The organism is Mesorhizobium newzealandense (assembly GCF_042682145.1).
In the GTDB taxonomy this organism is placed as follows: Bacteria; Pseudomonadota; Alphaproteobacteria; order Rhizobiales; family Rhizobiaceae; genus Mesorhizobium; species Mesorhizobium newzealandense.
Window position 1 is genome coordinate 70,930 of the sequence record NZ_JBHUGZ010000017.1, and the last position, 13,044, is coordinate 83,973.

Genomic DNA, 13,044 nt, shown 5'->3' on the forward strand with positions numbered 1-13,044 from the left:
AAAACTCGTGGCCGAGACATAGCGACGTGCCCCCGCGAACTCAACCCCGGCGGCAGCAACCAAATGTCTGCGTGGCAAAGCTTTTCGACAATGACAATAAGCCGGCGAGCCGGCTGCTTCGAAGCTTGACAGGCTCACCCTCCCAACCTTATATCCGCGCGACCTTGGCGAACGCCCCCGACATGCCTTTCGATTTGAGGCGGATTTCGGGCCTTTCGCCGCCCTGGCGGGGTAGCTCAGTTGGTTAGAGCACGGGAATCATAATCCTGGGGTCGGGGGTTCAAGTCCCTCTCCCGCTACCACCTTCAAAGTCCAAACAATTCTCTGCTTCGCTGGCCGGCGCTCTGAAGCCCAGCGTTTGCAGGGTGTGTGGCCAAAGCTGGGGAGTGCCGCAGCGCCCAGAGCGTGCAAATTGCTCTCTGAATGCTGATCATTCTCCGAAGCTGGGGAGTAGCCCCAAAAATCCCCAGGTTTTGACCACAGCAATATCAATGCCTTAGCGTCAGCCTTGCTCCGGGCAGTTTTGCAGTTCGCTCGCCTGTCAAAAAGGACCACAACTAAGTTGTCGCTCGCTAGGTCCGGCTTGCGCCAACTAACTTTTCCAAGGAGTGCGACTTCTCAAATGGTCTCATTTGATGGTCGAAAACTCAAAACGATCGAAACGAAAGACTGCCGCATACTCGTTGCGTCTCTCCGGCTTCCCGGCAGGATTGCGGAAGATCGCGCCGCAGGTTGTCTGAATTTTCGGAATGGCGTCACACAGGAAGTTCTGCTGCACCCAACTGGTTCCTTTGTCTATCCATGCGCCTCCCCCGTTCAGGTCATGACCGAGGATGAGCGACCTGATCTCCGAACCGGTAAGCCGGTCCTTCGCATCCAAATCGAGATGTTCCGGCAACTCCGGCACACCGGCCTTGTCCAGGCCGTCCAGCAGACGCCCGATGTCAGCCGGGTTCTTGAACACAAAATACCTCTGCGTGACCAGTTGATTTGCGCCTCCATCCTTTCGTTCCAACATGACGTTCCTTAGTCTGTCACTATAGGCCGCGACCTGGTCGCTTCGCCCCAGATGTGCGTAGGCTGAAACCAACACCTGCAGGCCGTAGAATTTCGGCCATGGATCGGGCGATTGGAGATCGATCCTTTCAAGGTGGTCGACAGCTTCCTCGAAACGACCCTGGCCAAATTCAGCCAGCCCAGCCAGGTAGTGCCGATGGTCATTGCCGCCTGGGTCGACACGGTTGGCCGCGACGAGATAGTCGCTGGCCTCGTTCGGCCTGCCATTGAAATTCAGGGCTTCAGCCAGCCCGACATAGTTCAGGGGATCGCTCGGGTCGAGCGCCACTGCCTTGAACATAACCGCGACTGCCTCATCGGAGCGGTGCTCGCGAACCAGCAGACTGGCGACGAGCTGATAGTAGGAGGGCGAAGGATGCTTGGTCGCCTGGTCCAGGTACCTGTAAACGTAGTAAAGCGCGATAGTGTCCGAGACTGCCAAAGCCTTGACCCGCGGCCCGTCCATCTCCCAATAGGCCCATGCGAGCGATGCTGCCGCCGCGCCGAAATTCGGATCGAGTTCCAGCGCCTGCTGGAATAACCTCACCGCCTGCGCAAACTCCTCTGGAGTATTGCGACGATTATAGATTTCCATACCCTGGAGGTAAGCTTCGTAGGCTTCAGGATTGCGCGTGCCGCCCGCGACATCTGCCTTGCCTTGGGCGCTGACGAGACGGAGCTTGAGCGCGCCTGCGATGCTGACGACGACCTTGTCCTGCAGCGCAAACACATCCGTCCACTGGCCGTCGAAACGTTCTGCCCAGAGATGACCGGTGGTCGAGCCGTCGATCAATTGCGCGTTGATACGCATGTCGTCGCCGACCCGACGTATCGAGCCCTCCAGTATGTACCGGACACCAAGCGCTGCGGCGACCTCAGCAGCTTTAGTCTCCTTGCCCTTGTAGGTGGAAGCCGCGTTTCGCGATACGACGAACAGGCCGGGCACGCGTGCAAGTTCTGTGGTCAGGTCCTCGGTGAAACCGTCAGCCAGATAACCTTGCGCCTTGTCGTCGCTGAGATTGTCAAATGGAAGCACGACGAGGGATGGCCGGGCATCGGCTTTCGCGTTGGCCTCCAAAGCGGCGGGCAGAATCGGCGGCTCCCACGGTCGCCACCAGGCTGCTGCAAGGCCGACTGCGACAACAAAGACCCCAACAGAGACGGCCAGATTGCGCCAGAAGCGTGGGTGTCGATTGATATCATCCTTAAGCTTTCCCGCCACCGCAGGATCGAGCAGGACCCGGTACGCCTGCACCGGTTCGGCGATGTTCTTCAGCTTCTGTTGGCCCATCGGCTCAAAGCCGAAAGCCAACTTCTTCTCAACCTCTTTTGCGACCTTTGCCGAGACACAGATGCCACCAGGTTCCGCTAGTTGTTGGAGCCTGGCAGCGACGTTGACGCCCTCGCCATATAGGTCCTCGCCCTCGACAATCACCTCGCCGAGATTGATCCCGATCCTGACGCGAATCCGATGATCCTCGGAAACGGCGGCGTTGCGTTCCGCCAGGGCGTGCTGCAACGACACGGCACATTCGACCGCGTCCACGACGCTGCCGAATTCGGCCAGCAGTCCATCGCCCATCAGCTTGAAGATGTGGCCGTGGTGGCGGGCAATCTCTGGCTCGAACAGGTCCATGCGTCGAGCACGAAGGCGCTCGAACGTGCCGGCCTCGTCGCGTTCCATCTGGGCGGAATAGCCCACAACATCGGCGGCGAGAATGGCGGAAAGCTTGCGGTCCATCGATCTGGCCCATCCCCGATGGATTATAGAACTGGTTGCGCTGAAATGAAACGACTGACGTCACCGGCGTGCGCCGTGGGCCGGATCCAGCAAAGGCCGTCGATGAAACTCGCGGAAGGAGTCTGCAGATACGGCCGCATCAGCGGCACCAATCTTGTCGTCAAGGACAACGGAACTGTCGCTTTGATGCAGCGCGCCAAGCAATGCTCACCTCCCGCACTCCGGGCAGCGATACCGAAAGAACCGCCTAGGACTGCGGGGGGTGGAGCAGTGCGTTGGCCTCACCTTGACAGTCATGCGACCTGGCTACCCGCAATAAGAATGGCGAGTTGGTCCGCCCAGACTGCTCTCCGAATGTCCATCATTCTCCGAAGCTGGGGAGTAGTTCCAAAAATCCCCAGGTTTTGACAACAGCAATATCAATGCTTTAGCACCGGCCTTGCTGCGGAGGGTTTTGCGGTTCGTTCGCCTGTCAAAAAGGACCACAACTAACCTATCGCTCGCTAGGTCCGGCTTGCGCCAACTAAGGACGTCGCCAAGCCACTACTCGGACGTCGCGTTTTGGCCGACTGCGGACCGGCAGCTTCTAGGCTGCAGACGCTAGCAGGCCGACATTCCGGGCTCCGCGAAATGCTCGGCCTGCGACCTCCCAAACTGTAGGTGTAGTCGGCACTTCGGGCCGGCGCGAGACAACCACATCAGCAAAGCGTCCGAGCGTGGCGGGCATGTAGCGAACGCCGAAATCCCCCCTGGCCTAGCCAGCGGACTTCCCGATGCCTTCCGCTGGCGCCATAGGATGCGTCCGATGCCTCGCAAATCAAAATCCGTCGGGAGGAGCAAAGAAGCAGTTTGCGTGATCTTCGGTTGGGTGCAAGCATATGTGAAAATGGCTGTCTCCGGACGGAATGGTGTCGCCATACGGAATTCGGAAAAAGTGTTGCCTTGTGACGAGGTGATGGTCGCCCGGATTGAGCAGCACTCTGAAACCATCAGGGCCGGTGCTCACACTAGTATTCGGAATTTCCTGGCAATCGCCTCTCTCTTGGTCGCTTCGGCAGCAAGCGGGCGGATAGGTCCATCCCGATTCGGTGTCGTGGGCGCCAGCGCCGTTCCAGCAAGACAGCATCGCTAGGGTAGCTGAGAAACACCAAGCGCGATTCATCTGTCGTGTTCCGGCGGACAGCAGGTGGCAAATGCGCCGGCAAGTGTGAGCGAAGTCCTGCCGGATGTAACGAAAGGACTCCGATCAAAGGGCGATATTTCCCCGATCGGCATCTTCGCAGGGCTCGGAACTCAGGTTAACAGAATGGCACTGAAAGGCCCCGCGCGTAGCCCAAGCGAAGGAGAGGCTCCCTCTCGGAAAGCGTTTCCGATGCGCGTCATGCGAGTCGTCGCCTTGCCGCGTTCGACCCCACGTCGCAATAAGAACGCACCGAGGAGGCTGGGAGAGGACCGGCGGCTTGTGACAGCGCTGCACCTGCGCGCGGTTCGGTCCGCGCTGCTGGCTCATTCAGGAAGCCCTGCCGTTCGCAAGGCTGTTGCCAGCGCGTCCATCAAGTACGGCCGAAACAGGTTAGTTCGCACGTAGCCGCCGACCGAGAAATTCGGCGCCACCTCGATCAGTCGTCGTGCCGCAGAGTGCGCTGCTTCGACATTGCCAAGGCCGACGTGGCTGGCCGCCAGATAGGCGTACGGGATGCTGAAGCCGGGATTGGCCCGGACCGCCAGAGCGGCGTATCTGGCCGCGTCGGCAAAGGCTTCGGCAAAGAGGTGGGTCAGGGCTAGTGCGCAGTAGGGATGGTAGCTCAGCGGATCGTCGAGCGGGCTCAGCCGCAGCGCCTTGTGCGCATGTTCCACCGACCGCTGGTGTCGCTCGCTGTGGGCACTGACCAAAGCGCTGAAGCCAAAGGCTAAGGCCGAATTGTGGTTCAATGCGAGGGCCCGGTCGAGCACCTCGAGGGCGGTGTCGTAGTCCTGCGTGAGGTTCGCGCGGACGAACGCGCCGATGCTCATCGCCTGCGGGTCGTCGCTGTTGATGCCTAACGCAATGTCGGCGTGGTTGAGTGCGGCCGCCTTGTCTGCGGGATCCAACCCGTTGCGGAGGTAGCGCTGCTCGTAACACCATGCGGCGTAGCCATGCGCAGCGACATAGTCCGGCTGAAGCTCGATCGAGCGCGCCAGCAGTTGCAGGGCCTTGTCCGTCTCAACGGGCGTGTTCGCATGCGCGTGCGGCAGGGCCCGAAGGTAGAGATCGTACGCGTCCAGACTTTCGGGCCGCTTGCGGCGCGCGCGCTCGATCTCCGCACGACGGACACTCGGTTCGATCGAGCCCACGATCTGCTCGGTCAACCGATCCTGGAGTTCGAACACGTCCGTTACCGCGCCCTCGAACCTGTCGGCCCAGACATGAGTGGCCGATGCACCGTCGACAAGCTGGGCATTCATCCTAAGTCTCCCCCCGGACTGCCGCAAGCTGCCCTGCAGCAGGTAGCGAACGCGTAGTTCAGCGGCGATTGTGCGCGGATCGGCTTTCTCGCCCCTGAAGCCGAAGGAGGAATTACGTGCGATGACGAACAGGCCCGGGATCTTCGAGAGGTTGGTGATGATGTCCTCGACCAGGCCATCGGCGAAGTAGTCATGGGGCTCGTCGCCGCTCATGGTGGCGAACGGCAGCACGGCGATCGAAGGGCCGCCGAGCGCTCTCTCGTCGCCACCCTCCAGCGACAGGCGGTAGCCCCGCCGGGAGACGGTGGCCAAGACCGCATGCCGTTGGTCGCCGAGCGCTCGCCGGATCTCGTGGATGCATTGAACGAGACTGTCGTCGGTAACGGCGGCGCCTCCCCAGACGGCTTCAAGCAACTCGGCCTTGCTGACTAGCCTGTTCGCGTTCTGGACGAGGTGGCGAAGGACCGCAAAGGCCTGCGGCCTGAGGGCGATTGCGTCGCCGTTGCCAAGACGGAGCGTCTCGCCTTCCAGGTCAACGACAACCTTGTCGTTTAGGACAAGGGTGGCAGTTGCTGGCGAACCGACCATGACGATCCCCACGTGTGACGGATTCCGTCGCCTAGCATACACTAGGACTTCGCGGACGGCTCTCCATCCTTTCAGGACTCTGGCCGGCGCAATTTCGGCAAACGATCGGAACTCGCCCGTTACTCGGACGAGGGTCGTCGCATCGAAGCACGACCGCGCAGGAGGGGATAAACGATGTCTGCCACCCGTTCTTGTCCGGTCGCTCCGCGATCGCTGCGTGACGCTGCTGGTAGCCGCCATTTGCGGTTTGGTGCTTCCCGCGTCGACCGCGACGGGTGAGTGTGATTTTTATGGAATGAGGGCCCCGTTTTGGAGTGCGCCCCTGAAACCCTCGATAAGACCGCCTCTCGCCCCAGTCGCTAGCAAGAATCATTTGGCACGGCAGCTTTGGAGAAGTTTCAATGGCGCACTGAATGACCGATATGCGGCGCATTGCTGCCCGGCAGCATTTGGGCCGACAGCAGCCTGGCAGCTTCAAGGTGCGAATCCTCAAAAGCCGACATTCGGGTAAAACGTGGGCAACGTCATCACTGGACCAGATGTGGGCGTTCCACCTCGTCGTGCTATTCGTCTGCCCTTTAGGTCAGTTGTTCACCGCCTCGGCCACTTGGAGGAAAGCGAACGGCGGATAGCGGCCCAGCTTCTTGGCTACCTCCATGTTCACGACATAGGCGAAGTCCGTTGCCCGCGCGATCGGAAGGTCACCGGGGGTCGCGCCGTCGCGCAGGATCTTGAGCGACTGTTCCGCGGCGAGATGGCCGACATCTTCCAGCCGCGCCGCAATGGAGAGCATCGCGTGGTGCTCGCGCACCAGCGGCTCGTACGGGCTCACAACGGCGATGCCGTTCTCGACCGCCGTCGTCGTGAACAACTCGCCATTGGTGTTCAGGAACGAGCTCGAGCCGACGTAAAGCCAGCGAACTCCCTGCTCGCGCAACTCGGCCATGCGCTCGGCAATGCGGGCGACGTCTGGAACGCCGTCGTTGCCGGGGTCGATTTCGAGTGCGACAAGCTCGACGCCAAGCGCAGGCGCTATCTTCTTTAGCTCCGCCGCCTTGATCGCCGAGTTCCGCTCGTTCGAGTTGTAAAGCAGGCCGAGCTTGTGGAACTTGGGATCGTACTGGCGGATGATCTCGATATTGACCTCCTCCGGCACCCGGTTGAAGGTGCCGGCGACATTGGCGCGTCCGCTGCCTTCGAAGCTCTTGGCGATGCGCGTGCCGAAGGGGTCGGCAACGATCGTGAAGACGACGGGAATCTCGGTGAGATATGCAGGATTTCCCACGTCGTCCAGTGTACCGATGACCCCGAGTGTACCGCTCGTACCGTAGGTGAGCACCAGATCGGCCGGCATCTGCCGGGCTTTGGCAACTGCCGCGGGAATGAGGGACTTGTCCTGAGCCAAGTCGACGATTGTGATATCCGCGGCGAAGCCGCTCTCTTTGATCCCCGCCTTGAATCCTTCGCAAATGTTTTCGCACCCTTGGTAGAATATGCCCAATATCTGCTTTCTGTCCGTCGCATGAGCTAGGGTAGTCACCACGGCGAATACGGCCAATGTGAGCAGTCCGCACGCAATCGATCTCACGACGATCCTCCCGTGTGCGCTCAGAGGCGCGAGCCGCCAACCTACGCCGCCAGGTCCCGACCGGCAAACCAATTCACCGAGACAGCCAAATTACTGCTCACTAAATCTCTGCGCCGGCTGCCGGGCCCTGCGCCGCTCGATTGCCCAACACCGACAGCCCAAACAACATGGCTCCGCCAAGGGCCAGCGCCGCCACGGTGGCCGTCGCCATGGCGTAGCCATAGTGGCCCGCGACAGCGGCGACCAACAAGAGGCCGGCGATGCTGGCGAAGCGCTCGATCGTTCGCAATGCTCCCAGAACCGGATCGGCTCCCAGATGCTTCAGCTGTGTTTCCGCGATCGACATCGAGAGCGAGACTTGCGCTCCGCGCACCATGCCGCTGCCGATTCCTGAGCCCAGCACCGCAAGGAAGATGGTGATCTGGCTTGGCCAGACGGCGGCCGCCAGGAGCGAGATGCCGCAGAGAATTCCCCCCGAGAAGGCCACGACCGTTACCGGAATCCCCCGCTCCGCCGCGCGCCCCGCAAGCGGGCCGACCAGGGCGATCGCGAGGAAATTGACCATCAGCGTGCGTCCGATGTCTGCCGGCGAAGCACCAAGGGAATCGAGCGTCAAAGCCACGAGATAGCAAATGAAGGCCTGCAGACAGACGTTGCCAGGGATGGCGATGCCGAACACCAGGGCGGCGAAATGCCTGTTGCGCAAAGAGGCAAGCAGCGGCGGACGAGACGCCTTGGCACGCGGCCCGTCTCTGCGGCTCGCAGTATCGGCGACCAGCGAGAAAATCAGAAGCGCCGAAATCAGGACAAAGGTGGCGCTGAGCAGAAACACGTTGGCCTTGCCGAGCCTGTCTGCCAGTACCCCGCCCAGCGCCGTGCCGCAGAATATTCCCCCGAACAATACCGTCGAGAACATTCCGAGCGATCGGTCTCGCTCGTCGCGCGGCGTGTTGTCGATGACGTAGTCCTGGCAGGCGAGCGTCACGAAAGCATAGCCCACCCCAAGGATGCTACGGGACGCCACGATCTCGGGCACGCTGGTGGCCCAATAGAGCCAAAGATGGGCGGCAATTGTCGGTGCCGCTGCCAGGATCAGCAGTCTGCGCGGTCCGAGCCAGTGGGCAAGCGGCCGTGCAAACGGGGAAACCAGCACGATTGCGAGCAGGTATCCGGCGAGCGGTAGACTGATCAGCACGCTCTCGGACAGCCAAGGAAAGGGATTGTGTGCCGCCCTCGTGTAAAGCGGCATGAAGGAAAGCGGCAGTTCGTCAGCGGCCGCGAACAGAAACAGCGCCAGCCGCAGATCGGTGAAATAGGAAAAGCGCAGGGTCGTTGGCCCATTCAGCGAAAGACCGTAGCGCGCCTGCAATGCTGCGAGCCTGGCTCCCCTCGCTTCAGAACCATCGAGGCCTTGCCATGCCGCAGCGAACTGCGCGCTGAGGCTTTCGGTGCGCCCGACCAGGATCTGGGCGGCGCGATCAATGGCGATGTGGCCGCCCACGACCACCCGCTTGGAGAAGTCACCGGCCGCCTGCATGGCCGCCAGTCGCTGCAACCGAACGAGAGCGGCAGTCAGTGAGCGACTGGTCATCAGCACCATGATCTCGAAGGCCATCAAGACAGCGACCACCACGACGACGCCCATGTCGAGAAAGACGTCGAGGAATTTCTTGGAAATGAAGGCAGGGTCGACATCGATGACCACGTAGGCGATTTCCTTGCCATCGTGCATGATCGGGTGGCTGCGTACGCCTTTGCGCTCACGCGGCGGAGCAAGATAAGGGTCGATCGGTTTGCCAACCTCCAGCACCACCCGACCCGTGGCCACCGCGACATATGCGATCTCGGGCAATTGCTTGAGCATTTCGCCAAAATAGCTCTCGGCGTTGACGAGACCATCCAGCGGCACGCCCGTCGCCAGTGCACGCTGGACGTCTTCGCCAACAACCGTAGCAATCAGGTTTGTGCGGGCCGACAGCTCAGGTTCAATGGAGCGATTGACATTGCCCAGGGTGATGACGCCCAAAATCAGGGCGGAACTCACCATCAGCACCGCCGCCAGCGGAGCCAGGCGCGATGCGATCTGCCGGGCGAGCGAGCGCAAGGGGTTGGACGCAATCTCGGTCTCAGGAGCCGGGTTGGCCGCGACGGCCGTGTCGTCGCCCTCGGGGCGCCCGTCCGCTGCGACCGGTGATGCAAAGGCGCCGAGTTCCCGGGTGGCCTCATCATACTGCCGTCTCGCGTCTGAAAGGTTTGCGCCGAGTTGCCGGATCTGGGGGCCGAAGAGATCGCGCCAGAACCCACCGGGGCCACTCGTCTGCGGATTGCCATCGGTGCCGGTCTCCGCATCGGGTTCGCCGCGGGCAATGCCGTCCAGGTGGGCAAGCCGGCGCTGAGGGGTTCCCAGAAGCAGCCTGAGCAGAAGGTAGGATAGCGCCGAGAAGGCGGCCCAGATCAGCAGGGCGGTGCGGACGACCTTGGCCACCATGGTCTGTGACGCCGCTTCGAGCCGGTCCTTCGGGTAAGCGACAACCACGGCGCCGCTTGTGGCGCCATCACGGCCAACCACGTTGAACCCGCTGTAGATTTGCTCGGCTGTCTCAGTGCTCCATTTGATGCTCTTCGACAACTGCATCGCTTGCAGCACCTCGTGCGGAATCACCTTTGGCCGTAACGCATCGGTGGTGTAGACGATGATCCCCGACGGGTTGAGCGCGTGGACCGCCTTGACCTGGTCGTCGATCTCCAGCGCCCGCGCGACGATGGCGTTACCGTTGCGGATCATGGAGAGCGGCAGGCCAAGGTCGATGATCGGTTTGAACGACGTTGCGGTCGTCTGGGCAATGACGGAAATTCGCTGCCTTAGAAGGTCGGAAAGCACTGCATTGTGCTGGAGAACCGAAAGCAGCCCCACGACGGCTTGCAGCAGGGCGATGACCGCCGAGAAGGTTATCCAGCTTCGAAGAAGCATTGCGGCCCCCTCCCCAAAAGCGGCGCGCGGCAACATTACGTTGAGCGGGCAGGCTTCGCCAGTGGGCCACCCGGGATCGAGGTCGATTTCAGGGACGGGTGCGAGAGATGCGCCGCAATGTCTGCCGAGGCTCTGCAAGCTACTACGGGCGGCACCGACCACCAGGGTCCGCTTCTGGGCCGGAAGCAGTAGGTCCGCTTGTGGTGGAGGGAACAACGATAGCGGACGTTTGAACTTCCAATGTCCGATGTCGTGAGTTGACCCGAAGCCGACCTGAGCAGCCCTAGGCTCAAGCAAAACTCGCCTAACATGACAGCGAGCGTGCCCCACGTCTGGAGCTGGCATGCAGCGCAAGCTTGCAGCGATTCTTGCCACCGACGTCGTTGGCTACAGCCGCCTTATGGAGGCGGATGAAGCCGATACATTGGCGCGCCTGAAGAGCACGCGCGAGAACCTGATCGATCCGAAAATCGCAGCCTACAATGGGCGAATCGTCAAGCTCATGGGTGATGGTGCGCTGGTAGAGTTCCCGAGCGTTGTTGATGCAGTCACCTGCGCCTTCGAAATCCAGCGCACCATGGCAGAGTGCAATGCCGAACTGCCGAAAGAAAAACAGCTCGAATTCCGCATTGGCATCAACCTTGGCGACGTCATCATCGAAGGGGCGGACATCTACGGTGATGGGGTGAATGTGGCGGCGAGGCTCGAAGGGTTGGCGCCGCCGGGAGGCGTGTTGATTTCGGGAACTGCATTTGATCAGGTCGAGAGGAAGCTGGACTATGGGTTCGAGTTTTTGGGCGAACAGCGGGTCAAGAACATCGAGAAGCCCGTTCGCCTCTACCGAGTGGGCCCGCGCACCCCGGTTATCTCAGGAAGTCGCAAACCTGACGGCACGCGGCGCTGGATCGCAGTCGCGGCCACAGTATTGATTCTGATCGTCGCGGGGCTGGCGCTTTGGCAGCGCTTTGGTGACGATCTCGTTCGACCCAGTGACGTGGCCTCGCAATCGAAGATGGCGTTGCCGCTGCCCGATAAGCCGTCAGTCGCCGTGCTCCCGTTCACCAACATGTCCGACGAGGCGGGGCAAGAGACCTTTACTGACGGCATGACCGATGACTTGATCACCGACCTTTCCAAGGTTTCCGGCCTCTTCGTGATCGCGCGAAACTCGACATTCGTTTACCGCGGCAAGCCGGTAAAGATCAGCCAGGTCGCCGAAGAACTTGGCGTCGTTACGTTCTAGAGGGGAGCGTACGGCGAGCCGGCGAGCAGGTGCGAGTCAACGCCCAACTCATCGATGCCCTCACCGGCGGGCATGTGTGGGCAGACAGGTTCGATGGAAATGTCGCCGATATTTTTGCGGTCCAGGACGTTGTTGTCGCAAAGATCGTCGAAGCGTTGAAGGTCAATCTCACCACCACCGAAAAAACGGAAATTGCCCGCGCCAAGCCGGACAACATTGCAGCCAAGGAAGCTTTCGAAGAGGGTTGGAGCCTTTATCTCCGTTACAACGCAAAGGACACAGCTGCCGCCATCACTTCCTTGAAAAAAGCAACTGAACTTGATCCCGAATATGGGCGCGCTTATGCCGCCCTGGCGCTGGCTTATTTCCGCGTCGTTGAGTCACTCTGGGGTAAAGAACTCGGTAGGGACGAACCATATTTCTGGTGGGGAGCTCACGATTACGCAGAGCTGGCCAAGAAATATCCAACGTCACTGTCTTATACGGTCGAGGCATTGCGAGACGCATATGAAGGTCGAACCGAAGACGCACGCAGGAATGCCGGTCGAGCGATTGCATTGGATCCCAACGACCCTGAGGCACACATCGCAACGGCTTGGGCGCTGACGATCTCAGGCGAACCTGCCGAGGCGCTGAATTTCGTCGCGACCGCCATGCGGCTCAACCCGAACTATCCAAGCCACTACGTTCTCGCTCGTGGATTGGCGCTTTTTGCAATGCGCGATCTGAAACAAGCGGCTGAGGTGTTCGGAGAAGGGGTCAGGCGAAACCCCGATGCAACTGCGCTCTTTCTACCTCTCAGTTCCGTGCTGGCGCAGCTCGGTCGCCGGGAAGAAGCGAGGCAAATGCTGGAGAAGTTCCGGCCCGGCATAGGCCAGAAAGGCCTCGAAAACATTCCCGACACCTTACACCTCTCGTTCAAATCGGATTATGAACACGCAAGCGTCCGGGAGCGCCTGAATGACGGTGTCCGTATCGCTGCGCTGCCGCTGGACGTCACCGTTGCGAGCCTGGAAGCAGAGCTTGAGACCGGCAATCTCTTTTCCCAGCTATACGCAACGAGGCGACTGGGCTGGTTTGGACCAGCGGCAGCACAAGCCGTTCCGGCTCTGGTTGAGGCGCTCAAGGTTGAGCATCTCCGCCGGGAGGCCATCGAGGCGCTGGGAAAGATCGGGCCTCCGGCACGAGCTGCGATACCTGCGCTCGTGGCACTCCAGAATGAAGCTCTGGTTGGCATTTACGCAAAGGACGCGCTGTCCAGAATCAGAGGCAATTGATAGGCCCGGGACGCGCGCCAGGGATTTCCGCTTGTGGCCCAACCGCGACCTCCAGTGTGGTCGCCGCTAACGTCCGCTTTCAGGCGGTGGCAAAAGGCATCCTCAACGGCCTATATGCGGCGCATTGCTGCCGCA

Annotated in this window: 7 protein-coding genes and 1 tRNA gene; 3 read left to right on the forward strand and 5 right to left on the reverse strand. The window is 60.9% G+C overall.

What is annotated here, in order from left to right; translation table 11 throughout:
- Positions 1-225: 225 nt before the first annotated feature.
- Positions 226-302, forward strand: a tRNA-Met gene (locus ACFSOZ_RS24770).
- Between the two features lie 326 nt (positions 303-628).
- Here the strand turns inward: ACFSOZ_RS24770 and ACFSOZ_RS24775 are convergent.
- The 5 genes from ACFSOZ_RS24775 to ACFSOZ_RS24795 form a co-directional block, all read right to left on the reverse strand.
- Complete coding sequence (locus ACFSOZ_RS24775; RefSeq protein WP_379102164.1) at positions 629-2,797, reverse strand: adenylate/guanylate cyclase domain-containing protein; 2,169 nt, start codon at positions 2,795-2,797, stop codon at positions 629-631.
- Positions 2,798-3,614: 817 nt separating this feature from the next.
- Positions 3,615-3,959, reverse strand: a complete 345-nt coding sequence (locus ACFSOZ_RS24780) for a hypothetical protein (RefSeq protein ID WP_379102166.1) — start codon at positions 3,957-3,959, stop codon at positions 3,615-3,617.
- 344 nt (positions 3,960-4,303) lie between these two features.
- Positions 4,304-5,830 (reverse strand): winged helix-turn-helix domain-containing tetratricopeptide repeat protein, encoded by a 1,527-nt coding sequence (locus ACFSOZ_RS24785; RefSeq protein WP_379102168.1) that lies wholly within the window; start codon positions 5,828-5,830, stop codon positions 4,304-4,306.
- 583 nt (positions 5,831-6,413) lie between these two features.
- Positions 6,414-7,388, reverse strand: coding sequence for an ABC transporter substrate-binding protein (locus ACFSOZ_RS24790; RefSeq protein ID WP_379102170.1), 975 nt, complete (start codon positions 7,386-7,388; stop codon positions 6,414-6,416).
- A 130-nt stretch (positions 7,389-7,518) separates the two neighbouring features.
- Entirely contained in the window at positions 7,519-10,389 is a 2,871-nt protein-coding gene (locus ACFSOZ_RS24795; RefSeq protein ID WP_379102172.1) for an MFS transporter, read from the reverse strand.
- Positions 10,390-10,732: 343 nt separating this feature from the next.
- Here ACFSOZ_RS24795 and ACFSOZ_RS24800 point away from each other — a divergent pair, with 343 nt between their 5' ends.
- Complete coding sequence (locus ACFSOZ_RS24800; RefSeq protein ID WP_379102174.1) at positions 10,733-11,632, forward strand: adenylate/guanylate cyclase domain-containing protein; 900 nt, start codon at positions 10,733-10,735, stop codon at positions 11,630-11,632.
- Positions 11,633-11,661: 29 nt separating this feature from the next.
- Positions 11,662-12,909, forward strand: coding sequence for a tetratricopeptide repeat protein (locus tag ACFSOZ_RS24805; RefSeq protein WP_379102176.1), 1,248 nt, complete (start codon positions 11,662-11,664; stop codon positions 12,907-12,909).
- The last annotated feature ends 135 nt before the right edge of the window (positions 12,910-13,044 follow it).

Excerpts from the sequence above, each read along its gene's own strand:
- ACFSOZ_RS24795 (WP_379102172.1), bottom strand. The coding sequence starts at position 10,389 with ATGCTTCTTCGAAGCTGGATAACCTTCTCGGCGGTCATCGCCCTGCTG.
- ACFSOZ_RS24785 (WP_379102168.1), bottom strand. The coding sequence starts at position 5,830 with ATGGTCGGTTCGCCAGCAACTGCCACCCTTGTCCTAAACGACAAGGTT.
- ACFSOZ_RS24800 (WP_379102174.1), top strand. The coding sequence starts at position 10,733 with ATGCAGCGCAAGCTTGCAGCGATTCTTGCCACCGACGTCGTTGGCTAC.
- ACFSOZ_RS24780 (WP_379102166.1), bottom strand. The coding sequence starts at position 3,959 with ATGAATCGCGCTTGGTGTTTCTCAGCTACCCTAGCGATGCTGTCTTGC.
- ACFSOZ_RS24775 (WP_379102164.1), bottom strand. The coding sequence starts at position 2,797 with ATGGACCGCAAGCTTTCCGCCATTCTCGCCGCCGATGTTGTGGGCTAT.